At 39.6% G+C, this 25,994-nt stretch carries 22 protein-coding genes; all 22 read left to right on the top strand.

What is annotated here, in order from left to right; genetic code table 11:
* Positions 1-55: 55 nt before the first annotated feature.
* The 22 genes from trmJ to der all read left to right on the top strand — a co-directional run bounded on the left by trmJ (position 56) and on the right by der (position 25,962).
* A complete protein-coding gene (gene trmJ, locus ABN256_RS06805; protein WP_072068756.1) occupies positions 56-784 on the top strand; it encodes a tRNA (cytosine(32)/uridine(32)-2'-O)-methyltransferase TrmJ in 729 nt (242 codons plus the stop codon).
* Between the two features lie 131 nt (positions 785-915).
* Positions 916-1,410: a Fe-S cluster assembly transcriptional regulator IscR gene (iscR, locus tag ABN256_RS06800; protein WP_006533450.1), complete on the top strand. Its 495-nt coding sequence runs from the start codon at positions 916-918 to the stop codon at positions 1,408-1,410.
* A 68-nt stretch (positions 1,411-1,478) separates the two neighbouring features.
* Entirely contained in the window at positions 1,479-2,693 is a 1,215-nt protein-coding gene (locus ABN256_RS06795; protein WP_072068700.1) for an IscS subfamily cysteine desulfurase, read from the top strand.
* 24 nt (positions 2,694-2,717) lie between these two features.
* A complete protein-coding gene (iscU, locus tag ABN256_RS06790; RefSeq protein ID WP_036935393.1) occupies positions 2,718-3,104 on the top strand; it encodes a Fe-S cluster assembly scaffold IscU in 387 nt (128 codons plus the stop codon).
* 89 nt (positions 3,105-3,193) lie between these two features.
* Positions 3,194-3,517 carry an iron-sulfur cluster assembly protein IscA gene (iscA, locus tag ABN256_RS06785; protein ID WP_036935396.1) on the top strand — a complete coding sequence of 108 codons (324 nt, stop codon included), beginning with the start codon at positions 3,194-3,196 and terminating at the stop codon, positions 3,515-3,517.
* 48 nt (positions 3,518-3,565) lie between these two features.
* Positions 3,566-4,087, top strand: coding sequence for a co-chaperone HscB (gene hscB, locus ABN256_RS06780; RefSeq protein WP_196553806.1), 522 nt, complete (start codon positions 3,566-3,568; stop codon positions 4,085-4,087).
* Between the two features lie 11 nt (positions 4,088-4,098).
* Positions 4,099-5,949: a Fe-S protein assembly chaperone HscA gene (gene hscA / locus ABN256_RS06775; RefSeq protein WP_349439284.1), complete on the top strand. Its 1,851-nt coding sequence runs from the start codon at positions 4,099-4,101 to the stop codon at positions 5,947-5,949.
* Between the two features lie 2 nt (positions 5,950-5,951).
* Positions 5,952-6,287, top strand: coding sequence for an ISC system 2Fe-2S type ferredoxin (gene fdx, locus ABN256_RS06770; protein WP_006533442.1), 336 nt, complete (start codon positions 5,952-5,954; stop codon positions 6,285-6,287).
* Between the two features lie 15 nt (positions 6,288-6,302).
* On the top strand, positions 6,303-6,497 hold the full coding sequence (gene iscX / locus ABN256_RS06765) for a Fe-S cluster assembly protein IscX (protein ID WP_072068697.1): 195 nt from the start codon (positions 6,303-6,305) through the stop codon (positions 6,495-6,497).
* Between the two features lie 279 nt (positions 6,498-6,776).
* Positions 6,777-8,072, top strand: coding sequence for an aminopeptidase PepB (gene pepB / locus ABN256_RS06760; protein WP_072068696.1), 1,296 nt, complete (start codon positions 6,777-6,779; stop codon positions 8,070-8,072).
* A 27-nt stretch (positions 8,073-8,099) separates the two neighbouring features.
* Positions 8,100-8,525: an enhanced serine sensitivity protein SseB C-terminal domain-containing protein gene (locus tag ABN256_RS06755; RefSeq protein WP_349439283.1), complete on the top strand. Its 426-nt coding sequence runs from the start codon at positions 8,100-8,102 to the stop codon at positions 8,523-8,525.
* 300 nt (positions 8,526-8,825) lie between these two features.
* Positions 8,826-13,913 carry an alpha-2-macroglobulin family protein gene (locus ABN256_RS06750; protein ID WP_502929691.1) on the top strand — a complete coding sequence of 1,696 codons (5,088 nt, stop codon included), beginning with the start codon at positions 8,826-8,828 and terminating at the stop codon, positions 13,911-13,913.
* A gap of 48 nt (positions 13,914-13,961) precedes the next feature.
* A complete protein-coding gene (gene pbpC, locus ABN256_RS06745) occupies positions 13,962-16,283 on the top strand; it encodes a peptidoglycan glycosyltransferase PbpC (RefSeq protein WP_349439282.1) in 2,322 nt (773 codons plus the stop codon).
* Between the two features lie 345 nt (positions 16,284-16,628).
* Positions 16,629-17,054 (top strand): nucleoside-diphosphate kinase, encoded by a 426-nt coding sequence (gene ndk, locus ABN256_RS06740; RefSeq protein WP_023581630.1) that lies wholly within the window; start codon positions 16,629-16,631, stop codon positions 17,052-17,054.
* Between the two features lie 156 nt (positions 17,055-17,210).
* Positions 17,211-18,392, top strand: coding sequence for a dual-specificity RNA methyltransferase RlmN (gene rlmN, locus ABN256_RS06735; protein WP_109407318.1), 1,182 nt, complete (start codon positions 17,211-17,213; stop codon positions 18,390-18,392).
* 88 nt (positions 18,393-18,480) lie between these two features.
* Positions 18,481-18,915 (top strand): hypothetical protein, encoded by a 435-nt coding sequence (locus tag ABN256_RS06730; protein ID WP_072068692.1) that lies wholly within the window; start codon positions 18,481-18,483, stop codon positions 18,913-18,915.
* A gap of 75 nt (positions 18,916-18,990) precedes the next feature.
* A complete protein-coding gene (gene rodZ / locus ABN256_RS06725) occupies positions 18,991-19,959 on the top strand; it encodes a cytoskeleton protein RodZ (protein ID WP_115350060.1) in 969 nt (322 codons plus the stop codon).
* A gap of 47 nt (positions 19,960-20,006) precedes the next feature.
* Positions 20,007-21,128 carry a flavodoxin-dependent (E)-4-hydroxy-3-methylbut-2-enyl-diphosphate synthase gene (gene ispG, locus ABN256_RS06720; protein ID WP_072068690.1) on the top strand — a complete coding sequence of 374 codons (1,122 nt, stop codon included), beginning with the start codon at positions 20,007-20,009 and terminating at the stop codon, positions 21,126-21,128.
* 122 nt (positions 21,129-21,250) lie between these two features.
* A complete protein-coding gene (hisS, locus tag ABN256_RS06715) occupies positions 21,251-22,534 on the top strand; it encodes a histidine--tRNA ligase (protein ID WP_196553801.1) in 1,284 nt (427 codons plus the stop codon).
* Between the two features lie 10 nt (positions 22,535-22,544).
* Complete coding sequence (locus ABN256_RS06710) at positions 22,545-23,165, top strand: YfgM family protein (RefSeq protein ID WP_072068689.1); 621 nt, start codon at positions 22,545-22,547, stop codon at positions 23,163-23,165.
* A gap of 14 nt (positions 23,166-23,179) precedes the next feature.
* The gene (bamB, locus tag ABN256_RS06705; RefSeq protein ID WP_196553800.1) at positions 23,180-24,352 is read left to right on the top strand and encodes an outer membrane protein assembly factor BamB; all 1,173 of its coding nucleotides are present in this window, start codon (positions 23,180-23,182) and stop codon (positions 24,350-24,352) included.
* A gap of 119 nt (positions 24,353-24,471) precedes the next feature.
* Positions 24,472-25,962 (top strand): ribosome biogenesis GTPase Der, encoded by a 1,491-nt coding sequence (gene der / locus ABN256_RS06700; protein ID WP_115350059.1) that lies wholly within the window; start codon positions 24,472-24,474, stop codon positions 25,960-25,962.
* The last annotated feature ends 32 nt before the right edge of the window (positions 25,963-25,994 follow it).

Raw genomic sequence — 25,994 nt, 5'->3', positions numbered from 1 at the left:
TCTGGCTACATTTGTGATAAAATAGATGGATCACAAAGCAATTAACAAGAAATCAATGTTAGAAAATATTCGCATCATCCTTGTAGAGACCTCACATACAGGCAATATGGGCTCTACAGCTCGAGCTATGAAAACCATGGGATTGACCAACCTTTATTTTGTTAATCCGAAAGAAAAACCAGATTCACATTCTATTGCCCTATCAGCAGGTGCAAGTGATGTTATTGGCAATGCACACATTGTTAATAGTATCGATGAAGCGATTGAAGGTTGTGGTTTAGTGATTGGAACAAGCGCTCGCAGTCGCACACTTTCTTGGCCTATGCTTGCCCCCCGTGAATGTGGTGAGCGTTGTGTTATGGAAGCTAAAAATAAGCCAGTTGCGGTAATTTTTGGTCGTGAACGCACAGGTTTAACCAATGAAGAATTACAAAAATGTGACTTTCATCTATATGTTCCGACTAATCCAGAATATGGTTCTTTAAATTTAGCGATGGCAGTTCAGCTTGTTTGTTATGAAATTCGTATGGCAGCACTTGCCCAAGAAGAAAAACAAGAGGAAAATACCCCATCAGAGATTGATTATCCACCTGCTGATGATATTGAACGTTTTTATGTTCATTTAGAACAGGTGCTGAATGAATCAGGCTTTATTCGTCCTAAACATCCAGGGCAAGTGATGAGCCGTTTACGCCGTCTATTTACGCGTGCACGCCCAGAAACACAAGAGCTTCATATCTTACGTGGTATTCTAACGTCAGTTGAGAAATGGGCTAAGAAATAGAGGGTAAAGTTGATTAACTTAAGTCAACTTTGGGCTGAGTATAATACTTGACTAAAACACTCGGATAAATAGTTGACTAAATTACTCGGGAATGACACAATTTGATTATTGTTCACCACGGAGTATTTGTTATGAGACTGACATCAAAAGGGCGTTACGCAGTTACTGCAATGCTTGATGTTGCATTGCATTCACAGCAAGGCCCTGTTCCCCTCGCCGATATTTCAGAGCGTCAAGGGATTTCCCTTTCTTATCTTGAGCAGCTTTTCTCGCGTTTGCGCAAAAATGAACTAGTTGCAAGTGTTCGAGGCCCTGGTGGCGGCTATTTATTAGGCCGTGATGCTGGGCAAATTTTTGTTGCTCAAGTTATTTCTGCGGTTGATGAATCTGTCGATGCTACCCGTTGTCAGGGTAACAAAGAAGGTTGTCAAGGTGGCGATCGTTGCCTGACTCATACTTTGTGGCGTGATTTAAGTGATCGTATAACCAGTTTCCTAAGCAGTATCAGCCTTGAAGAGTTAGTGAATAACGAAGAGGTTATGGATGTCGCCGATCGTCAAGACAATGAAAAACGCCATGCTATCAATGGTCGTTTACAAGAAACCATTGTTAATATGCGAGTTTAACGGCGATCTCTAGGTAGGCAAAAACAAAATTATTAAAGAAGATCCGTCGTCTTTGGAGTTAGTGAGCAATGAAATTACCCATTTATCTAGATTATTCAGCAACCACTCCTGTTGATCCGCGAGTTGCTGAAAAAATGATGCAATGCCTAACTATTGATGGCATTTTTGGTAACCCAGCCTCTCGTTCACACCGTTTTGGTTGGCAAGCAGAAGAAGCTATTGATATTGCACGTAATCAGATTGCTGATTTAATCGGTGCTGATCCTCGTGAAATTGTATTCACATCAGGTGCAACTGAAGCTGATAACCTCGCACTAAAAGGTGTTGCTAACTTTTACCAGAAAAAAGGTAAGCACATCATCACTTCAAAAACCGAGCATAAAGCCATTTTAGACACTTGTCGTCAACTTGAGCGTGAAGGTTTTGAAGTCACTTATTTAGCACCAAAAAGTGATGGCCTGATTGACCTGAAAGAGCTTGAAGAAGCAATGCGTGAAGATACTATTTTAGTTTCTATCATGCATGTAAATAACGAAATTGGTGTTGTTCAAGATATTGCGGCTATCGGTGAATTATGCCGTAGCAAAGGGATTATTTACCACGTAGATGCAACGCAAAGCGTTGGTAAGTTACCTATTGATCTCTCTAAGTTAAAAGTTGATTTACTTTCTCTTTCTGCACATAAAGTATACGGCCCTATGGGTATCGGTGCGCTTTATGTTCGCCGTAAACCACGCATTCGTTTAGAAGCACAAATGCACGGTGGTGGGCATGAGCGTGGTATGCGTTCAGGTACATTAGCCGTTCACCAAATTGTAGGTATGGGCGAAGCTTACCGTATATTGAAAGAAGAAATGGCTGATGAAACTAAACGCTTAAACGAATTACGTTTACGTTTATGGAATGGCATTAAAGATATTGAAGAAGTTTATATCAACGGTTCTTTAGAACACACTGCGCCAAACATTCTTAATGTAAGTTTCAACTATGTTGAAGGCGAATCATTAATGATGGCACTGAAAGATCTTGCTGTTTCTTCAGGTTCAGCCTGTACTTCAGCAAGTTTAGAACCTTCTTATGTACTGCGTGCTTTAGGATTAACAGATGAACTTGCACACAGTTCTATTCGCTTCTCTCTGGGCCGTTTCACAACAGAAGAAGAAATAGATTATGCAATTAAACAAATCCACAGTGCTATTGGTCGCCTACGTGATCTTTCGCCTCTTTGGGATATGCATAAACAAGGTGTTGATATCAACAGTATCGAATGGTCTCACCATTAATCAGACGTTTTCAGGAGTTAAATCATGGCTTATAGCGATAAAGTAATTGATCATTATGAAAACCCTCGTAATGTGGGCTCATTTGATAACAACGACCCTTCTGTAGGAAGTGGTATGGTAGGCGCACCTGCTTGTGGTGATGTCATGAAACTGCAAATTAAAGTTGATGATAACGGCGTAATTGAAGATGCGCGTTTTAAAACTTATGGTTGTGGTTCAGCGATTGCATCAAGTTCACTGGTTACAGAATGGATGAAAGGTAAAACATTAGATGAAGCCGAATCCATCAAGAACACCGCAATTGCAGAAGAATTAGAATTACCACCAGTGAAAATTCACTGTTCAATTCTTGCAGAAGATGCAATAAAAGCAGCGATTGCAGACTATAAAAGCAAACGCCAAGGCAAGTAATTGTCTTTTATAATAAAAAAATAAAATATTGGCGGATGCTGAAACTTTTTTTCAGTATCCGCTTTCGTTCTTTATGAGTGAGGTGTGCCATGTCAATTTCCCTTACAGAATCCGCCGCTAATCGTGTTCGCTCTTTCCTGTCTAATCGAGGTAAAGGTGAAGGTTTACGTTTAGGCGTAAGAACATCCGGTTGTTCTGGAATGGCTTATGTTCTTGAATTTGCTGATGTCATCAATGACGAAGATACTGTTTTTGAAGACAAAGGTGTGAAAGTTATCATTGATGGTAAAAGCATGGTCTATTTAGATGGAACTGAGCTTGATTTCGTCAAAGAAGGATTAAACGAAGGCTTTAAGTTTAACAACCCCAATGTATCCAATGAGTGTGGTTGTGGTGAAAGCTTTACAGTGTAATTTGTGTTAAAACACGGTATTAACGTTAATTAATCCAAGAGTAGATGTATGGACTATTTCACACTATTAGGCATGCCTAATCGCTTTGATATTGATAAACAGCAACTTGCTACACGTTATCAAGAAATGCAACGTCAGTATCACCCAGATCGTTTTGCTGGTAAATCTGATAAAGAACAGGCTCAAGCTGTTTCGTTTGCCTCCACTATTAATCAGGCTTATCAGACCTTAAAAAATCCAATCTCTAGAGCTGAATATATGCTCTCTTTGCATGGTATAGATATCGCTAATGAACAACAAACGATGCAAGATACTGTGTTTCTAATGGAACAATTAGCATTAAGAGAAGAGCTCGATAACATTGAGTATAGTGCTAATGTTGCTGTTTTATTATCCGATTTCTCTTCACGTTTAGATAAAAACTATATAGTTCGTTTTGATGAAATGGTAACAACGATAAATAGCCATAATTGGAGTGTTGCTGCTGATTGTGTCAGAAAAATACGTTTTTTAACTAAACTTAAAGAACAAGTAGAGCAGTTAGAAGAACGCCTGTTTGACGAGTCTTAAGGGAAACTGTTATGTCATTATTACAAATTAGTGAACCAGGTCAAACACCTGCGCCACACCAGCGCAGACTTGCTGCGGGTATTGATTTAGGAACGACACACTCATTAGTTGCCACTGTACGTAGTGGGCAAGCCGAAGCGCTTTCAGACAGCGAAGGTCGCTATTTATTGCCATCTGTTGTGCAGTATCAAGTTGATCATATCAACGTTGGTTGGAATGCTAAAAAAGAAGCAGAAAAAGATCCTGCTAACACGATAAGCTCAATTAAAAGAATGTTGGGTCGCTCACTAAGTGATGTGACAAGCCGTTATCCTAATCTTCCTTATCATTTTCATAAAAATGAGAATGGTTTACCGTTAATTAAAACAGCGGCAGGTATTGTCGATCCTATTCAAGTTTCTTCTGACATATTAAAAACATTGGCAGAACGTGCAACGCAATCATTAGGTGGTGAACTTGATGGTGTAGTGGTCACTGTACCAGCCTATTTTGACGATGCTCAACGCCAAGGTACAAAAGAAGCAGCTCGCCGTGCAGGATTACATGTTTTACGTTTATTAAATGAACCAACAGCAGCCGCTATTGCTTATGGTTTAGATTCAGGAAAAGAGGGTACCATTGTTGTTTATGATTTAGGCGGTGGTACTTTTGATATTTCCGTTTTACGTTTAACCAAAGGTGTTTTTGAAGTCTTGGCGACCGGTGGTGATACCGCTTTAGGTGGCGACGATTTTGATATGATGTTGGCGGATTGGATAAGAGAACGCGCAGGTTTTGGCTATCAAAAAGATGCGATATTACAACGCCAACTGCTGGATGTAGCATCAGAAACTAAAATTGCATTAAGTGATAATGATGTTGCTGATATCAGTATTAATGGTTGGAAAGGTGAAATTACTCGTGCTGAGTTTGAATCATTAATTCAATCATTGGTGAAGCGTACATTGTTGTCTGTTCGCCGTGCTTTAAAAGATGCAGATGTTGACATTGATGAAGTTCTAGAAGTGGTTATGGTTGGGGGGTCGACACGAGTTCCATTAGTTCGTCAAATGGTTGGCGACTATTTTAAACGTGAACCACTAACATCTATCGATCCTGACAAAGTAGTAGCTATTGGCGCTTCAATTCAGGCTGATATTTTAGTGGGTAATAAACCTGATAGTGAAATGCTATTGCTAGATGTTATTCCACTTTCTCTTGGTCTTGAAACAATGGGCGGATTAGTTGAGAAAGTAATCCCTCGCAATACCACGATCCCTGTTGCCAGAGCGCAAGAATTTACGACATTCAAAGATGGTCAAACAGCAATGAGCGTTCATGTTGTTCAAGGTGAGCGTGAATTAGTTAGTGATTGTCGTTCTCTTGCACGTTTTACATTACGTGGTATTCCGCCGATGGCCGCAGGTGGTGCTCATATTCGTGTGACATTCCAAGTTGATGCTGATGGCTTACTTAGTGTCAGTGCTATGGAAAAATCAACGGGTGTTGAAGCCTCAGTACAAGTTAAACCCTCTTATGGTCTTAGTGATACTGAAATCGCTAAGATGATCCAATCTTCGATGGAAAATGCCCAAGAAGATTTACAAGCTCGTCGCCTAGCCGAGCAAAAAGTCGAAGCAGCACGCGTGTTAGAAAGTTTAACAGCGGCATTAGAAGAAGATGCTCATCTGCTAAATGAAGATGAGAAAACCGCTATCGACAAAGTTGTAGATACCTTAATAGAGAGCGTTAAAGGAACAGATCCTGTTGCCATTGAAAACGCGATTAAACTACTGGATAAGCAAACTCAGGATTTTGCAGCGCGTCGAATGGATTCATCTATTCGCCAAGCGTTGGCAGGTCATTCTGTGGATGAGATATAACTATGCCTAAAATTGTATTTTTACCCCATAGCACACTGTGCCCTGAAGGTGCTGTTGTTGACGCAACAGAAGGTGAATCTATTCTAGATGTTGCATTACGCAACGGTATTGAGATTGAACATGCTTGTGAAATGTCTTGTGCATGTACAACTTGTCACTGTGTAGTGCGTGAAGGTTTTGATTCACTGGAAGAGAGCTCTGAGCTTGAAGACGACATGTTAGATAAAGCATGGGGCTTAGAGCCTGAAAGTCGCTTAAGTTGCCAAGCTAAAGTGACTGACGAAGATTTAGTCGTTGAGATCCCTAAATATTCGATTAACCATGCAAGAGAGCACTAATTTTAGGAGCCAAGTATGAAATGGAGTGATACTCGTGAAATAGGGGAAGCATTATTTGATCTTTACCCTGACACTGATCCTAAAACTGTGCGCTTTACAGATATGCATCAGTGGATCTGTAATTTAGACGGTTTTGATGACGATCCACAAAAATCTAATGAAAAAATTCTTGAAGCTATTTTGCTTGTTTGGCTTGATGAATTTGAATAATTGATTGCACTATAAATTGAAAAGACTGGCTAACTGCTGGTCTTTTTGCATTATGGCGTCTGAGTTGAATAGACTGAGCGCGTTATCAATAACTCTAAAGAGGGATGCCTTGAGTTTTTGTTATGAGAGATATTCCGAAGAATACAATGCAAGAGCTTAATATCAATTGATGGTGATCGTGGTCTCTGGATTTTTGCAGTAAATTGATCACGCTAAAAGGTAAATATCTGGTAGTCTGAATAGGTTAACTGTCACCAGTAATAATAAGTGAGATAATAAATGAATAAACAAATTATGCCTATCATGCTGTCTAATGAACCTGCAGCAGCATGTTGGGGTGATAAAGCACTAATTAGCACTTGCGAAACAGGCATGACAATCCACTTAACGGAAGAAAACCGTTTAGGTGCTATTCAACGTGGTGGACGTAAAGTTGATAGCCAAGGTATTCGTAATGTTGCTCTTGTGGGTGAAGGCTGGGATATAGAGCGTAGCTGGGCTTTTTGGTTAGGTTTTAGAGCACCTAAAGGCGCTCGTTCTATCGAATGGCCACAATTAAGCGAAGCGGATAAACACGAATTAGAATCACGTATTCGTATCGTTGATTGGGTTAGAGACACAATTAATACGCCAGCTGAAGAATTAGGCCCAGAGCAACTGGCACAGCGTACTGTTGATCTTTTCTGTGGTCTTGATAAAGAAGATATCAGTTATAAGATCACTAAAGGCGCTGATCTACGCGATCAAAACTATGCCGGCATTTATACAGTAGGTCGCGGTTCTTCTCGTGATCCTGTCTATTTAGCATTAGATTTTAATCCGACTCAAGATAGCAATGCCCCTGTATTTGCATGTCTAGTAGGTAAAGGTATCACCTTTGATTCAGGTGGTTATAGTATCAAACCTTCATCATCTATGAATTCAATGAAAGCAGACATGGGTGGTGCAGCAACATTAGCGGGTGCTTTAGCATTAGCTATTACTCGTGGTTTAAATAAACGTGTGAAACTACTGCTGTGTATCGCAGATAACATGGTTAGCGGTAATGCCTTTAAGCTGGGTGATATCATTCGTTACCGTAATGGCAAATCAGTCGAAATCATGAATACAGATGCGGAAGGCCGTTTAGTGCTAGCTGATGGCTTAATTGATGCAAGTAATATTGCGCCAGAACTTATCATTGATGCAGCAACATTAACCGGTGCAGCTAAAGTTGCTGTGGGTAATGACTATCATTCAGTACTAAGTTTTGATGATAAATTAGCGGCTGAATTATTAGCAAGTGCTGAACAAGAAAATGAGCTGTTCTGGCGTTTACCATTAGCTGATTTCCACCGTAGCCAATTGCCTTCAAGCTTTGCTGATCTGAATAATATTGCAGCACCTTCGCATACTGCGGGAGCAAGCACAGCAGCTGCTTTTTTATCGCATTTTGTCACTAACTATAAAAAAGGTTGGGTACATATCGACTGTTCAGCAACTTACAGAAAATCGTCTGTAGAACAATGGGCTGCCGGTGCGACAGGTTATGGCGTGCGTTCTATCGCAAATCTGTTATTAGCAAAAGCAAAATAATAAACATTATTGGATTTGGAGTTTGTAATGGGTGTATCTGAACAATTTGAGACACAAGAAATTGTTTCTGTTGAAGGTTCTTCTTTGAAATTAAGTGTTTTAGAACCACAGCCTGAAAAATTAACAACTGCACTTAGCGAGTTTTTTGGTGAACATAAACCAATTCGCCGTGCCTTTATTGTTAATGCTCAGGAGCAAGATAATGAAGAGGAATTTTATCTTATTGGTTTAGAAATAACTGGCGAAGAAGATGTGATTGCGCAGATACTCCCACAAGCAGCTGAATCGGCTTTTGAATATTTAGAAGAAGGGCAATCCTTAGATTTTTGTTTTGTGAATAAAAAAGAAAAAGGGGTGAGCCATTTTATGATCCACCACGTATCACCTTTTTATCAACGCAAACTTGGGGGATTCTTAAGAAAAGGTATCCCGATAGTAAATTTGGATAGTTAATTTCGCCCTCTAAATTTAGGCGATATCTCATCAGATATCGCTTTTTTTTATCCTATAATAGAATATTGACTAATTTAGCAAATTGTTTGCATTTTTATATAATGCATTGTTTTGTCAGATTTTTATTTTTGGTGTAAAAATAGCGCGACTTTTCCCTGTAAAGAACTTCATTATATTCGATAAAATATAGTCAATATTGTTATTTTTTATCTTATTAGAACAAAGAAAAATCTATATTATCTCTGCCCGGCCTGCATAAAACATCGCATTATTCAGGGGTTGAATTTAAAGGAAATGGATATGAATCAAAACCAATTTAGACAATATACAGAAAAGAGAGGCTATCGTTGGTGCTCACTTGCTGTTGTATTGGCGTCTGCGTTGGCACTGAGTGGGTGTGATGACAAAGCTGATGAAAGCTTGTCATCAACAGACAAAGCGCAAAACGTACAAACAACTGAGCAAAAAAACACAGCTCAAAATACACCAGATACTGCCACTCAAAATAGCGAAAGATCAGCAGTTACAACAAAAACGAATAATGAAACTGCATTAAAAAGCAAAGAAGTTCGTGATGAATTGGCTATGCGTTTTGCAGGAAAAGATGTCACTGTATTAGATGCATCAGAACTGCAACGTGATGGTGCAAGTACTATGGTGGTGACTTTCTCTGTACCACTTGATCCAGACCAAAAGTTTGATAACGTTATTCATCTTGTTGATACCAAAAAAGGAAAACTAGAAGGTGCGTGGGAGTTATCAGACAACTTGATGGAGTTGCGTTTTCGTCATTTGCCACCATCAACAGAATTGAATTTAACCATTGATGATAAAATCAAAGGTATTAATGAACGTACATTAACAACGCCTTTTAGCCAGAAATTAACCACAGAAGAAATTTTCCCTTCAGTTGGATTTACCAGTAAAGGGTCGTTATTACCATTTGATGCTGCCGAAGGCTTACCTATTATTGCCTTAAATGTGGATCAAGTAGATGTTAACTTTTTCCGTGTAAAAGATGAGCAATTGGCTCAATTTTTAACGCAATGGGAAAGTCGTTCTAACATTAACTATTGGGAATCTGATGAATTTTTATCTCAAGCTGATTTGGTTTATACCGGTCGTTTTGAGTTAAATACAGAAAAAAATACCCGTGAAAACGTATTGTTACCATTAAAATCAATAGATGCTCTGAAAAAAGAAGGTGCCTATATTGCTGTAATGCAACAAGCTGGTAAATATTCTTATACGGTGCCAGCTACGGTATTCACTTTTAGTGATATCGGATTGTCGATGCATAGTTACCTTGATTCGTTAGATGTTTTCACCCAATCACTTAAAAATGGTTCTGCGTTAAATAAAGTAGAAATTCGTTTATTAGATGAAAAAGGTGGTTTAATCTCCAAAGCGCAAACAGATAGCCAAGGACATGCCACACTTGAGAAAAGTGATAAAGCGCGTTTATTAATGGCTATTCGTGATGGTCAAACTAGTATGATTGATTTGCGTAAACCTGCGCTTGATCTTTCTGAGTTTGATATCGGAGGCCCTCAAGGTTATAGCAAACAGTTTTTTGCTTTTGGCCCTCGTGATCTTTATCGTCCAGGTGAAACTTTAATTGTTAATGCGTTACTGCGCGATGGCGACGGTAATCCAATTAAAGAGCAACCCGTTAAAGTGGATTTACTCAAAACAGATGGCCAAGTGTCACGTAGTTTTGTATGGCAGCCTGAAAATGGACTCTATCAGTTAAAATTAGCTATTCCTGCCGATGAAAATACCGGTACACGTACTTTGCGTTTTGATATCGGTGATGGAACGCCTCGGTTCTATGAATTTCAGGTTGAAGACTTTATGCCAGAGCGAATGGCATTAGTCATCACGGGTAAAAAAGGCATTCTACTTAGTGGTAATGATGCTTATTTTGATCTTGAAGGGCGTTACCTTTATGGTGCACCAGCGGCCGATAATCGCTTACAAGGACAAGTCTTCTTAAAAGCTTCTCGTGAAGCGGTCAGTAAATTACCTGGTTATGAATTTGGTGCCGTAAAAGATGAAAATTTCAGCCGTTTATTGGATGAGTTTGAACTTAATTTAGACTCTGACGGACAAGGTGAATTAAGTGTTGATAGTGATCGCTATGCTGAACTGAAATCACCAATTAATATTATTTTACAAGCAAGCTTGCTCGAAGCTGGTGGGCGTCCGGTTACTCGCCGTTATCAGCAAGCTGTTTGGCCTGCCACTCATCTTGCTGGTATTCGTCCAGTCTTCCCTAAAAAAGAAGTTTATGACTACCGTACAGATAAATATAAATCAGGTTACAGTGTTGATGAAAACTCAATGGCTGAATTTGAAATTGTCTATACAGATCAAGACGGTAAAAAACTCCCTGCAAACGATCTTAAAGTGAAGTTTATCTATGAGCGCCATGATTATTATTGGCGTTGGTCTAGTTCGAATGGCTGGGAATCGGGCTATAACGAAAAAGATCTGCAAATGGATGAACAAACCATCAAAATAGCAAAAGATGGCACAGCAAAAGTGGCCTTCCCTGTTGAATGGGGTTCTTACCGTATTGAAGTGGTCGATCCTAAAACAGAATTAGTCAGTAGCTTACGATTCTGGGCGGGATATTCTTGGATGGATAACACTGGTGGAACAGGTGCGGTAAGACCAGATCAAGTTAAACTTAAACTGGATAAAGAAGGTTATTTACCAGGCGAGAAAGTGAAGTTAAACATTGTCGCGCCTCATCCGGGTAAAGGTTATGTCTTATTAGAATCAAGTAATGGGCCTTTATGGTGGCAAGAAATTGATGTACCAGAAAAAGGACTCGATGTTGAAGTGCCTATTAATAAAGAATGGGCAAGGCACGATCTCTATCTGACATCTGTTGTTGTAAGGCCTGGTGATACATCAAAACAAGCGACTGTAAAACGTGCTGTTGGTATTTTACATTTACCATTACAGGATAAAAACCGTCGGATTGATATTTCACTTGATGCCCCTGAAAAAATTCGACCAAATCAAGATTTAAAAATCCGCATTAAAGCGAATCCAGTTGCAGGCCAGCCATTACCTGAAAACATTAATGTTTTAGTTTCTGCGGTAGACACGGGTGTATTAAATATTACAGAGTATAAAACGCCCGATCCTTACGATGCCTTCTTTGGTCGTAAACGTTACAGCATCGATCAATATGATGTTTATGGGCAATTAATTGAAGGGCAAGGTCGTTTAGCGAATCTGCGCTTTGGTGGTGATGGTGGTGAAGCCGCGGCGCTATCTCGTGGTGGTAAAAAACCATTAACCGATGTGCAAATCATTGCTCAACAAACAGCACCTGTAAAATTAAATGCCCAAGGTGAGGGGGAAGTTTCTTTACCTATTCCTGAATTTAATGGCGAAGTTCGTTTAATGGCGCAAGCTTGGACTGCTGATAAATTCGGTAGTCAAGAAGGTAAAGTGGTTATTGCGGCACCTTTAGTGACTCAACTTTCATTGCCTCGATTTATGGCGGGTGGTGATAATGCACTGTTGTCTTTAGATTTAACCAATCTAACGGATGACGCACAATCTATCACGTTAAATTACACTGCTTCTGGTCTGGTAGGATTAGGTGGTGCAGAAAGTAAAACAGTATCGCTGACAAAAGGTGAACGTACCCAAGTTCAGATCCCAGTAAAAGCGAAACATGGCTTTGGTCAAGGCGAATTCTCACTGTCTATTTATGGTATTAAAGTACCTGGTGAAGAAATTAAACCTTACCACAACACATGGAATATAGGTGTTCGTCCTGCTTATCCGGCAGAAACACTTCATTATGCAAGCACGTTACAAGATGGTGAGACGTGGAGTTTGCCAACAGACGTTTTAAATCGTTTTAATAACTCAACGCTTGAAGGTGAATTATTACTGACAAGCCGTCCTCCATTACAGATTGCACGTTATGTCAGAGAGTTGTTTGCTTACCCTTATGGTTGCTTAGAGCAAACTGTCAGCGGGCTTTATCCTTCTTTATATTCAACAGAAAAAGAGTTGAAGCAATTAGGGATCAAAACGCAAACTGATGCTGATAGAAAAGTGGCAATTGAAAAAGGTATCGCCCACCTGCTGACAATGCAAAAAGCAGAGGGAGGATTCTCCTTATGGAACCAAGATGGACGTGAAGAGTATTGGCTAACAGCCTATGCCACTGACTTTTTATTCCGTGCTTCACAACAAGGTTATGCTGTTCCAGCGGAACCATTAAAACGTGCCAATGATCGCTTATTACGTTATTTACAAGATAAAAGCTTGGTTAACTATGAATATGCGGTTAACCAAGATGCTGCCCGTTTCTCTGCCAGAGCATATGCAGCACTTGTATTAGCGAATCAACAAAAAGCACCTTTGGGTGAATTACGTCGCCTTTATCTTGAGCGAAATGATGCTGGTAGTGGTTTGGCGTTAGTTCAATTAGGCATTGCGTTAAAATTGATGGGTGATAACAGTCGTGCAGAAGGTTTAATTGCAGAAGGCGTGACAACAACTCGTAAATATAATTATGGGTTAGGTGATTACGGTAGCGTTATTCGTGACCAAGCGTTAATTATTGCTTTATTAAGTGAAAATAATCTTGAAACACAATCTCGTGATGCAAGTGTGATTACGTTATCAGATAACTTAACGAGTCGTGAGTGGTTCTCAACACAAGAAAGCAACTCTTTATATCTTGCAGGGCGCTTCTTTATTAATATGTCTGAGCAACCTTGGGAGGTCGCTGTAAATCGTCAAATCCCTGCAATCAGTAGCGATCGCGCGGTGAATGAAACATTAACATCAACGCAATTACAAGAAGGGTTGGAACTAAACAACCGTGGTGGTGCTGCGATTTATTCACGAATGAATATCGTAGGCTATCCGAAAGTGGCTCCAGCACCTTATAGTAATGTGTTAAATGTTCATCGTAGTTACTATGACTTGAAAGGAAATCGCGTTCATCCAAATCGTTTACAAAGTGGTGAAATGCTGGTGGTGAAACTAGAAGTTTCAGCAGATAGAGATGTTCCTGATGCTTTGGTTGTTGATTTATTACCTGCGGGTCTTGAAATTGAAAACCAAAACTTAGCATCAAGCAGTGCAAGCTTGAGTGATAGTGCGGCTGACTTACAGGAGTTTATCGACGATATGGGGCAAGCTAATATTAAACACCTTGAATATCGTGATGATCGATTTGTTGCTGCGGTTTCTGTAGACAGATATCGTCCTACAACATTACTCTATTTAGCAAGAGCAGTTACACCGGGTAGCTATCAAGTACCACCTCCACAAGTTGAATCAATGTATGTGCCTTATTGGCGAGCAATAGGTTCAACAGAAACCAAGATTGATATTGTTCCTTAAATCTTGTAGCCCTTTCTTCGGAAAGGGCTTCTTCCTTTGAGTGATTGAATGAAACTAGGATATAAACGGCTTATTGCTGTTATCATTATTTTTCTATTTGTAACCCCCATTTTAGTCTGGATCGCAGATAAAATTTGGCCTCTCCCTGATCCTGAACCCCAAATAGCAACTATTGTCACGGCGCAAGATGGCACGCCTCTTTGGCGTTTTGCTGATAAAGAGGGGGTGTGGCGTTATCATGTCAAACTTGCAGATGTTTCTCCTGAATATTTAGATGCTCTTATCACCTATGAAGACCGTTGGTTTTATCAACATCCCGGTGTTAATCCAATGGCAATATTACGAGCCGCATGGCAAGACTTAAGCTCAGGAAGAATTGTCTCAGGAGGAAGTACGTTATCGATGCAAGTGGCTCGATTGATTGATCCACATTCTCGAACTTTGAGCGGAAAAATCAAACAGCTTTGGCGCACCTTGCAATTAGAATGGTATTACTCAAAAGACGAAATTTTGGAGATTTACCTCAATAGAGCACCTTTTGGAGGTACTTTAGAAGGTATTGGTGCGGCAAGTTGGGCTTATTTAGGTAAATCACCTGCTGATTTGTCTGCAGGTGAAGCAACATTAATGGCGGTATTGCCACAAGCACCAAGTCGTTTACGACCTGATAGATACCCTGAACGAGCTCAAGCTGCTCGCGATAAAGTGCTTGATAGACTGGCAGAGTATCAAATATGGTCACAAGAAAAAGTTGATGAAATAAAAGAAGAACAGGTTTTATTAGCACCAAGACAAACGCCACAATTGGCGCCATTGCTTGCTCGTCGTATGTATAACGAAAAGCGAGCGCCTGTTATAACAACAACGATTGATATTAATATTCAACGACAACTTGAAGATATTGCCAATCAATGGAAATATCAGCTAGCAGATAAAACATCCTTAGCCATTTTAGTGGTTGATCATACAGATATGAGCGTAAAAGGGTATGTTGGCTCTGCGGATTTTAATGACAACTCGCGCTTTGGCCATGTCGATATGATTAGTGCATGGCGCTCGCCAGGTTCAACATTAAAACCTTTTATTTATGCACTTGCATTAGATGAAGGGCTTATTCATGCGGAATCACTCTTACAAGATGTACCTCGTCGATTTGATAATTATCGCCCCGGCAATTTTGACTCTGGTTTCAATGGTGCAGTCAGTGCCAGCGAAGCCTTAAGTCGTTCTTTGAATCTGCCAGCAGTACAACTTATTGAAGTGTATGGTGCCAAGAAATTTGCAGCAAAATTGCGACATAATCACCTTGAAATGCGCTTTCCTTATGGCTCAGAACCTAATTTAGCTCTGATTTTAGGGGGAACCGCAACACGTATGGATGAACTTGTTTCCGCCTTTAGTGCGCTGGCAAGGCAAGGAAAAACAGCACCTTTACGTTTTAAACCAGAACAGATAATCGAGAATCGGGTATTAATGTCACCAGGTTCCGCGTGGATCACAAGGCGTATTTTGGCAGGAGAAGCTAGGCCTCGTCCAGATAGTGCAATTTCGCCTGTAGTTCCTTTGGCTTGGAAAACAGGTACCAGTTATGGCTATCGAGATGCATGGTCTATTGGAGTGAACGCCCGTTATACCATTGGCGTTTGGGTAGGAAGGCCTGATGGTACTCCGGTTGCAGGACAATTTGGTTTTGCAACAGCTGTACCTATTATGAATCAAGTTAATAACTTACTAACAGGCTATTTCTACCAAAATAAACAGCGGCCACCGACAGATCTACGCCCTAGTAGTGTAACCGCTGCAACTATTTGTTGGCCAACAGGTAAGGCATTACCAAAAGAAGATAGCAATTGTAGAGTCAGTCGTCGAAGTTGGATCTTAGATAACACCATTCCACCAACTTTATTAAATGATAGCCAAGAAGGTATTTTGGGGATCAACGAAAAAATTTGGTTAGATAATGAAGGTAAACGCACAGGACCTGATTGCCTTAATGCAACGTTAAAAGATATCGCCTTATGGCCGATAGCATTAGAAGCATGGTTGCCTGAAAAAGAGCGTAGAGCAAAACGACTGCCACCGATTTCTGAAACTTGTCCACCAATTAAAGAGGATATTATTCCCTTGTTTATTTCAGGTATTCGTGCGGGTGATTTACTAAGACCATTACCCAGTGAAACTAATCTCGAAATAACCGTTTCTACGCAAGGTGGAAGTGGTATGCAATGGTGGTTTTTAAATGGTGAACAAATAGGAAAGACTGAAAATGGTGAAACGTTCTCTTATTTACTAGAGAAACGAGGTAAATACCAATTGTCAGTGCTTGATTTAAGTGGTCAAACGGATATGGTTAATTTTATATTCCGTTAAACTGAAACGATGAGATAAACAAGAACCGAGAGATTTTTAACTAGAATACGCTTTTTAATAAAGATAAAAGAATTATTAATAGCATTTCATTACGGTTCTTTTTTATTCTCATTTTTCAGTTTGAGTATGGGAAACGTTAAAAATGTGATTAGATCGATAATTTATAACTTTTTTGCCACAGTTTTTTAAAAAAAAAGGTTATTCAATCTGTGCAATTCATTTTTATCCTCCTATAATCGAGCCCTTATTTTTTGCAGGGAATGCGGTTTTTGATTCGTTTTTCCATGATCTGCGATAAAAGAGATAACAAAAGTTATCATTAATAAAATAATTTAGAGGTAAGACATGGCTATTCAGCGCACATTTTCTATTATCAAACCAAACGCAGTGAAAAAAAATGTTATCGGTGCTATCTACCACCGTTTTGAAAGTGCAGGCTTTAGCATCATTGGCGCTAAAATGTTGCATTTGACTCGCGAACAAGCTGAAGGCTTTTATGAAGAGCACAAAGGCCGTCCATTTTTTGATGGCTTAGTTGAATTTATGACTTCTGGCCCAATTATGGTTCAAGTGTTAGAAGGTGAAAATGCGATCCAACGTCACCGTGATCTGATGGGTGCCACTAATCCAGACAATGCATTAGCAGGTACACTACGTGCTGATTACGCTGATAGCTTTACTGAAAATGCGGTACACGGTTCAGATTCAGAAGCTTCTGCTGCTCGCGAAATCGCCTACTTCTTTACTGAAAACGAAGTTTGCGCACGCTAATTTATTAGCATCTCTACGCGAAAAACAGTACAATGCGACGCCCTGTTTGATTATTAACAGGGCGTTTTTTATTATTGTTTAATTATACAAATATATAAGTATCCCATTAGCATCAATGCTAATGCAGGCCGCATAGTGTAACAACGAGGCAATGTCATGACCCAATCTACCACCCCAGCGCCAAGCGCTTCTGTCGCTGTTTCTAAAGAAAATACTGTGAATCAAAAAACTAAAATTAATCTGTTGGATTTAAATCGTAAACAGATGCGAGAGCTTTTTGTCTCTATGGGCGAAAAACCTTTCCGTGCTGACCAAATTATGAAGTGGATGTATCACTACTGTTATGACGATTTTGATCAAATGACAGATATCAACAAGGTGTTACGCAACAAATTAAAAGAAATTGCTGAAATTAAAGCACCTGAAGTTTCTGAAGAACAACGTTCAACTGATGGCACGATTAAATGGGCAATTAAAGTTGGCGATCAACAAGTCGAAACGGTGTATATCCCAGAAGATGATCGTGCAACGTTATGTGTTTCCTCCCAAGTCGGTTGCGCTTTAGAGTGTAAATTCTGTTCAACTGCACAGCAAGGTTTTAACCGTAACCTAAAAGTATCTGAAATCATTGGGCAAGTGTGGCGTGCAGCTAAAATTATTGGTTCATTAAAAGAGACTGGTCGTCGTCCTATTACTAACGTAGTTATGATGGGGATGGGGGAGCCATTACTGAATTTAAATAATGTTATTCCAGCACTTGAAATCATGATGGATGATTTTGGTTTTGGTTTATCTAAACGTCGTGTCACTGTATCTACATCAGGTGTTGTGCCTGCATTAGATAAATTAGGTGATGCCGTTGATGTAGCGTTAGCTATTTCATTACATGCGCCAACTGATGACATTCGTGATGAAATCGTACCAATTAACAAGAAATATAATATTGAAATGTTTCTTGAAGGTGTTCGCCGTTATATTGCTAAATCAAATGCGAACCAAGGGCGAGTTACTATTGAATATGTCATGCTTGATCATATTAATGACAGCACTGAACAAGCTCACCAATTAGCCGAGCTTTTAAAAGATACGCCATGTAAAATTAACTTAATTCCATGGAACCCATTCCCGGGCGCACCCTATGGACGTAGTTCTAATAGTCGCATTGACCGTTTCTCTAAAGTATTAATGGAATATGGTTTTACAACAATTGTACGCAAAACGCGTGGTGATGATATTGATGCGGCGTGTGGACAATTAGCGGGTGATGTTATTGACCGCACAAAACGTACACTGAAAAAACGCCAACAAGGTGAACTAATTTCAGTAAAAGCAGTCTGATACAGTTGGATATCTCTTTCTTTGTGAAGTGTCTTACATAATTGCAAAGTAGAGAGAACAAGGATGAATATATTTAAGGAATATAAAGATGATAAGGATATCATCAGTAATTATAACTATTGGCTTGATGTTATTGACATTAGGTTGTCAATCATCAGCCAATCAAGAACGTGTTGCAGTATCGACACGTTTACAATTAGGTGATGCTTATTTAGCTGAAAGGCAATACCAAGCCGCACAATATCATTTCCAAAAAGTGTTATCGGTGATGCCAAATCACCTTGAAGCTAATTTAGGAATGGCATTAACATCGCAGTTATTGGGAAATTCTATTCAAGCGTTAGATTATTACAAATTAGCGATGAAGTCGAAGCCAGTAAATGTTAATGTATTAAGGCTTTATGGTAATTTCCTTTGTGAACAAAAACTATTAAACAATAATAGTGTGTCAATTGAGGATATACCGCCAGATTATTTGGTTTGCCAGCAAAGTAATAATGAAATATCAAAAAATTCGCGGTGATAACGTTAAGGTATTTGGTACTTTTTCGAGTTCATCAATGTTAAACATCCAATAGCCACAGTGCCTAGATTGCTAATGAATACTGAAAACAAAACCGAAGAAGTGAAATTAACAGCTGGTCAACTTTTACGTCAGGCACGAGAAAAAGTAGGGCTAACACAACAAACTGTTGCTGATCGACTTTGTTTGAAGTTATCGACAGTTCGCGAAATTGAAACAGATTCTGTTTCTTCTGATATTGCACCAACCTTCTTACGTGGATATATGCGCTCTTACGCCAAATTAGTTGGCGTTCCTGAAAAAGACATCCTTGGTTTTATCGACCAACAAGCGCCCGTTAAACAAATTAGGATGACAACCACACAAAATTACTCATTAGGTAAACGTCACAAAAAACGTGAGGGCTGGCTGATGAAAATCACATGGGTGATTGTCATTGTAATGGTCGCACTCGTTGGTGTTTGGTGGTGGCAAGGTCATCAGGCGGATCAACAAGAATTAGTCTCTATGGCATCACAAGACATAGGGCAAAATAGTACACAAGAAAACACTAATACGGTAGATTCTCCATTAGCAACCTTAGATAATACGTCAACATCTGAAGGTGATAATTTACAAGTACCTGCATCGCCATTAGTCGATACTCAGGGGAGTAATGTTGCTACGTCACCAACAATTGAAACGACGACACCTGCACCTACAGAAGTTAGAACAGTTCCATTACCGGTATCACCGTTAACAACATCGACAACTTCTCGTGCAAATTCAACACAAGAATCAACATCATCACAAGCGCCTGAGGTCGCAAACCAATTAGTGTTAATGTTTGATGGTGAATGTTGGTTAGAAATTCGTAATGCTCAAAATAAAATTTTATTTAATGGTATTAAGAAAGCGGGTGATCGTTTGGAATTTGATGGTGAGCAACCTTATAAACTAAAAATAGGCGCACCGTCTGTTACTCGCTTACAGTTTAATGGTGAATCAATTGATTTAAGTCGTTTTACTGGAAAAATAGCAAAAATAACAGTACCGAGCGCTTAATCTGACTACACATTTGAGCAAGCATGGAAGCATGGGAGAATTAATCAATGCATAAAGAATCACCTATTATTCGTCGTAAATCTACTCGAATTAATGTAGGTAATGTTCCTGTTGGCGATGGCGCACCTATCGCTGTACAGTCGATGACGAATACACGAACAACAGACGTAGAAGCGACTGTTCGCCAGATAAAATCTCTGGAGCGTGTTGGGGTGGATATTGTTCGGGTTTCTGTACCTACAATGGATGCTGCCGAAGCATTCAAATTAATTAAGCAACAGGTTAATGTGCCTTTAGTGGCTGATATTCATTTTGACTATCGTATTGCATTAAAAGTCGCTGAATATGGCGTTGATTGCCTGCGTATTAACCCAGGTAATATCGGAAGTGAAGAGCGAATTCGTCAAGTTGTTGACTGTGCTCGTCATTATAATATTCCTATTCGTATTGGCGTAAACGGTGGCTCACTTGAAAAAGACATTCAAGAGAAATACGGAGAGCCTACACCTGAAGCGTTAGTTGAATCAGCGATGCGCCATGTCAATATTCTCGAACGACTGAACTTTGAACAATTTAAAATTAGTGTAAAAGCCTCTGATGTTTTCCTCGCAGTAGATTCTTATCGCTTATTAGCAAAAAAAATTGATCAACCTTTACACCTTGGGATCACCGAAGCTGGTGGAGCAAGAGCTGGGTCAGTTAAATCAGCTATTGGTTTAGGGATTTTATTATCAGAAGGTATTGGCGACACATTAAGGATCTCATTAGCGGCTGATCCAGTTGAAGAGGTTAAAGTCGGATTTGATATTCTAAAATCATTACGTATTCGTTCTCGTGGTATTAACTTTATTGCTTGTCCAACGTGTTCGCGCCAAGAATTTGATGTCATTGGAACAGTTAATGAATTAGAACAACGGTTAGAAGATATTATCACTCCAATGGATGTCTCTATTATCGGTTGTGTTGTTAATGGCCCTGGTGAAGCAGAAGTATCAACGTTAGGCGTTACTGGTGCTAAAACACGCAGTGGTTTTTATGAAGATGGCGTAAGACAAAAAGAGCGCCTTGATAATGGCAATATGATTGATTTATTAGAAGCGAAGATCCGCGCTAAAGCGTCAATGCTTGATGACAGCATGCGTATAAACATAAATCAATTGGATAAATAATACTCAAAAAACTGGCTCATTAATCAATGAGCCAGTTTTACTATTGATTTCACGTTGAATACTGATTGATTTCGCTTCTATAATCAGCCTAACAATCAACTAATAACTATTAGAGAAGAAAAGTGGCACAAAAAATCCAAGCCATTCGTGGTATGAACGACTATCTACCTGCTGACACTCGTGTATGGCAGAAAATTGAAAACACACTAAAACAAATTTTAGCGGGTTATGGTTTTAGTGAAATCAGAACACCTATCGTAGAGCATACCCCTCTATTTCAGCGAGCAATTGGTGAAGTCACTGATGTTGTTGAAAAAGAAATGTATACTTTTACCGACCGTGGTGAAGATGCGCAAAGCCTGACGTTACGCCCAGAAAATACTGCGGGCTGTGTACGTGCAGGTATCGAACATGGTCTGCTTTATAACCAAGAACAACGTTTATGGTATTTAGGGCCAATGTTCCGCTATGAGCGACCTCAAAAAGGTCGTTATCGTCAATTCCACCAGTTAGGTGCAGAAGTCTTTGGTCTACAAGGCCCAGATATTGATGCGGAGTTAATTATGTTAACTGCGCGCTGGTGGAAAGCGTTAGGTATTGCAGAACACGTAACATTAGAACTTAACTCTATTGGTTCATTAGAAGCACGAGCTAAATACCGTGAAGCGTTAGTCGCTTTCTTAGAGCAACATGTAGATAAGCTAGATGAAGACTGCAAACGTCGTATGTATTCTAACCCATTACGTGTTTTAGACTCGAAAAATCCAGAAATTCAGACTTTATTGAATGATGCGCCTGAACTTTTCGATTATCTTGATGACGAATCAAGAGCACACTTTGATGGTCTCTGTGCATTATTAGATGCTGTGGGTATCACCTATCGTGTTAATCAGCGCTTAGTGCGAGGTTTAGATTATTATAACCGTACTGTTTTTGAGTGGGTTACCAGCGCATTAGGATCACAAGGTACAGTTTGTGCAGGTGGGCGTTACGATGGTCTTGTGAAGCAACTTGGCGGACATCCAACCCCTGCGGTGGGTTTTGCAATGGGTATGGAGCGCATGATTTTATTAGTTCAAGCGGTTAACCCTGAATTTGTTGCAGATACTAATGTGGCTGATGTTTACCTTGCTTCTTTTGGTGAGAAGAGCCAAAGCGCAGCATTAATGCTTGCTGAAGAAATTCGTGACCAATTACCAACATTACGTCTAATGACGAATCATGGTAATGGTAACTTTAAAAAGCAATTAGGACGTGCCGATAAACAAGGCGCTAAAATTGCATTGATTTTAGGTGAAGATGAAATTAATGCTGGCACTGTTGCAGTGAAAGATTTGCGTTCAGGTGAACAAACAATCGTTGCTCGTAATGAGCTAGCTCAGCAATTGACTCTGTTATTAAGTTAAGGAGAGACTTGTGGAAGTTTATAGCACCGAAAACGAACAAGTTGATGCAATTAAACAGTTTATAAAAAATTACGGTTTAACTATTGTTTTAGCTGCTGTTATTGGTTTTGGTGGTGTGTTTGGTTGGAAATATTGGCAATCACATCAAACAAATCGCTTACAAGAAAGTGCAGAGGCTTTTGCAACTGTGAGTGAAGCACTTGCTAAACCAACCCCTGAAAATATTGCGTTAGCCGACAAATTTGTTACAGATACAAATGATGTTTATGGCGCACTAGCGTCATTAGAACTTGCACAGATTGCTATTGATGCTAATGACTTAGTTAATGGTGAGCGTCATCTGACAACCGCTATTGCAAAAGTAAAAAATGATGCATTTGCAGATATGCTAAATCTTCGTTTAGCTCGAGTACAATTAGCATTAGATAAAACTGATGCTGCTTTGATCTCGTTAGAGCAAGTGAAAGGCAAAGCATGGAATGGAATGAAAAATTATATCCGTGGTGATGTATTAGCGAAAAAAGGCGATAATACAGGTGCGGCAACTGCTTATCGTAGCGCATTAACTGATGAAAATGCGGGTGCTATTCGCTCACTGGTTGAACTTAAACTCAATAATTTATCCAATTAAAGGGATCTTCAGACATGCAACTGCGTAAAACTCTCCTGGTTGGTCTACTAGCATCTGCTTTATTGGCAGGCTGTTCTAGTGAACAGGATAATGTGACAATGTCTCCATTACCTGAGGTGCAGAGCCAATTTACACCTAGAGCTGTTTGGGATAAGTCAGTTGGAAATGGTATTGGTAAATACTATTCTCACTTGTCACCAACATGGGATGGCTCAGTTGTCTATGTCGCTGATCGCCATGGTTTAGTTAAAGCGTTAGATTTGGAAACAGGTAAAGAGCTCTGGTCACAAGATCTCTCTATTAAAACCGGTTTTCTTTCATCCAATGAATCCGCATTACTTTCTGGTGGATTGACTGTTTCAGGTACTCGGGTTTTTGTGGGAACTGAAAAAGCAAAAGTTTATGCGCTGAATACTGATGATGGTTCTATTGATTGGGAAACCGATGTTGCAGGTGAAGCCATTTCAAAACCTGTTGTTAGTGATGGATTAGTGCTTATCCATACTAGTAATGGCTTATTGCAAGGGCTGGATTTATTAACTGGCGAAATATCATGGACAGTTAATTTAGATACACCATCATTATCTCTTCGTGGTGAGTCTGCGCCAGCTGTTGCTTATGGTGCTGCAATTATTGGTGCAGATAATGGCCGTGTCAGTGCAGTTATCCTTTCTCAAGGACAGTTGATTTGGCAACAAAATATTTCACAAATTAAAGGCTCAACTGAAATTAGCCGATTAAATGATGTGGATATTACCCCAATTATTGATGAAAATACTGTTTATGCAATGGCGTATAACGGTAACTTAGTTAGCCTTGATATGCGTTCTGGACAAATTCTTTGGAAACGCGACCTAGGCTCAGTCAATGATATGGTATTGCTAGGTGATAATCTTTACCTTGTTGACCAAAATGACCGAGTTTTATCTGTTCGTAAATCGGATGGTGTGACATTATGGACACAAGAAGATTTATTGCATCGTAATTTAACTGCACCTGCTATTGTTGATGGTTATTTAGTCGTTGGTGATGCAGAAGGTTATCTCCATTGGATTGATACCAGTAATGGTAAATTCATTGCACAAAACCAAGTGAATAGCTCAGGTTTATTAAGTCGCCCTCAAGCGGTACAAGATAAATTGATGATCCAAGCTCGTGACGGTAAAGTTTATCTTTATAGTCGGTAATTTATTGCTGACAAATCTATTTATTTTACGGCTCCTTTAAAGGAGCCGTTTCGTCTTTTTAGTATTTACATGTAAAATACAATCAGAATTATGATTGTATTTTTATGAGGCATCAAAAAATGATACCCGTTATTGCCTTAGTAGGGCGCCCTAACGTGGGTAAATCCACGTTGTTTAATCGACTAACACGCACAAGAGACGCATTAGTTGCTGATTTTCCAGGCCTCACTCGTGATCGTAAATACGGTCGTGCGGAGTTAGAGGGCGAAGAGTTTATTATTATTGATACTGGTGGTATTGATGGTGCTGAAGAGGGTGTTGAAACCCATATGGCATCACAATCATTACAGGCAATTCAAGAAGCCGACGTTGTACTATTTTTAGTTGATGCTCGTGCCGGTTTAATGCCAGCAGACCAAGGCATTGCCAAACATCTTCGTGGTGTTGAGAAAAAAACATATTTAGTTGCGAATAAAACAGACGGTATTGATACTGATACTGCGTTAGCTGATTTCTATTCTTTAGGTTTAGGTGAGATTTTCCCAATTGCGGCCTCTCATGGTCGTGGTGTGGCTCAATTAATTGAACAAGCATTATTACCAATTACAGGAAAAGTGGTTGAAGAAGAAAAAGAGCTGACCGAAGAAGAAGAGAATGCAGCATATTGGGCTGCATTAGAAGCTGAGCAAGAAGCACAAGCATTAGAAGAGGAAGAAGATGACTTCGATCCTTCTACATTACCTGTCAAATTGGCGATCGTTGGTCGTCCTAATGTGGGTAAATCGACGCTGACAAATCGTATGCTTGGTGAAGATCGTGTAGTTGTTTACGATATGCCCGGCACAACACGCGACAGTATCTATATTCCCATGGAGCGTGATGATAAAGAATATATCATCATCGATACAGCCGGAGTTCGTAAGCGCGGTAAAGTGAAAGAAACAGTAGAAAAATTCTCTGTTATCAAAACACTGCAAGCGATTGAAGATTCTAATGTTGCATTGTTAGTTATTGATGCGCGTGAAGGCATCTCTGATCAAGATCTTTCATTACTAGGTTATATCTTGAATGCGGGTCGTTCATTAGTGATTGCTGTTAATAAATGGGATGGCATGACACAAGACGATCGTGAACAAGTAAAAGCCATGCTTGATCTTAAACTGGGCTTTGTTGACTTTGCACGAGTTCACTTTATTTCTGCATTACATGGTAGTGGTGTGGGCAATCTTTTCGAATCTATTCAAGAAGCTTATGTCTGTGCAACGCGTCGTGTTGGTACATCAATGCTGACGCGTATCATGAAGATGGCAGAAGATGATCACCAGCCACCAATTGTTCGTGGACGCCGTGTAAAAATGAAGTATGCACATGCTGGTGGTTATAATCCACCTGTTGTGGTTATTCATGGTAATCAGGTAACTGATTTGCCAGATAGCTATAAGCGTTATTTGATGAACTATTTCCGTCGTACTCTGCAAGTTATGGGAACGCCAATTCGCATTCAATTTAAAGAGGGTGAAAACCCTTATGCGGATAAGAAAAATAAATTAACACAATCTCAAATGCGTAAACGTAAGCGTTTAATGTCACATTTGAAGAAATCTAAATAAGCTTATTCAAGCTTAAAAATAATAAAAAACGG

Origin of the sequence: Proteus sp. fly-1008 (genome assembly GCF_040140305.1) — a bacterium.
GTDB classification, from domain to species: Bacteria; Pseudomonadota; Gammaproteobacteria; order Enterobacterales; family Enterobacteriaceae; genus Proteus; species Proteus vulgaris_B.
This window is presented reverse-complemented; position numbering and strand designations above follow the sequence as displayed.

Coding starts and splice junctions, on each gene's coding strand:
- trmJ (WP_072068756.1), top strand. CDS start 56: ATGTTAGAAAATATTCGCATCATCCTTGTAGAGACCTCACATACAGGC.
- iscR (WP_006533450.1), top strand. CDS start 916: ATGAGACTGACATCAAAAGGGCGTTACGCAGTTACTGCAATGCTTGAT.
- ABN256_RS06795 (WP_072068700.1), top strand. CDS start 1,479: ATGAAATTACCCATTTATCTAGATTATTCAGCAACCACTCCTGTTGAT.
- iscU (WP_036935393.1), top strand. CDS start 2,718: ATGGCTTATAGCGATAAAGTAATTGATCATTATGAAAACCCTCGTAAT.
- iscA (WP_036935396.1), top strand. CDS start 3,194: ATGTCAATTTCCCTTACAGAATCCGCCGCTAATCGTGTTCGCTCTTTC.
- hscB (WP_196553806.1), top strand. CDS start 3,566: ATGGACTATTTCACACTATTAGGCATGCCTAATCGCTTTGATATTGAT.
- hscA (WP_349439284.1), top strand. CDS start 4,099: ATGTCATTATTACAAATTAGTGAACCAGGTCAAACACCTGCGCCACAC.
- fdx (WP_006533442.1), top strand. CDS start 5,952: ATGCCTAAAATTGTATTTTTACCCCATAGCACACTGTGCCCTGAAGGT.
- iscX (WP_072068697.1), top strand. CDS start 6,303: ATGAAATGGAGTGATACTCGTGAAATAGGGGAAGCATTATTTGATCTT.
- pepB (WP_072068696.1), top strand. CDS start 6,777: ATGAATAAACAAATTATGCCTATCATGCTGTCTAATGAACCTGCAGCA.
- ABN256_RS06755 (WP_349439283.1), top strand. CDS start 8,100: ATGGGTGTATCTGAACAATTTGAGACACAAGAAATTGTTTCTGTTGAA.
- ABN256_RS06750 (WP_502929691.1), top strand. CDS start 8,826: ATGAATCAAAACCAATTTAGACAATATACAGAAAAGAGAGGCTATCGT.
- pbpC (WP_349439282.1), top strand. CDS start 13,962: ATGAAACTAGGATATAAACGGCTTATTGCTGTTATCATTATTTTTCTA.
- ndk (WP_023581630.1), top strand. CDS start 16,629: ATGGCTATTCAGCGCACATTTTCTATTATCAAACCAAACGCAGTGAAA.
- rlmN (WP_109407318.1), top strand. CDS start 17,211: ATGACCCAATCTACCACCCCAGCGCCAAGCGCTTCTGTCGCTGTTTCT.
- ABN256_RS06730 (WP_072068692.1), top strand. CDS start 18,481: ATGATAAGGATATCATCAGTAATTATAACTATTGGCTTGATGTTATTG.
- rodZ (WP_115350060.1), top strand. CDS start 18,991: ATGAATACTGAAAACAAAACCGAAGAAGTGAAATTAACAGCTGGTCAA.
- ispG (WP_072068690.1), top strand. CDS start 20,007: ATGCATAAAGAATCACCTATTATTCGTCGTAAATCTACTCGAATTAAT.
- bamB (WP_196553800.1), top strand. CDS start 23,180: ATGCAACTGCGTAAAACTCTCCTGGTTGGTCTACTAGCATCTGCTTTA.
- der (WP_115350059.1), top strand. CDS start 24,472: ATGATACCCGTTATTGCCTTAGTAGGGCGCCCTAACGTGGGTAAATCC.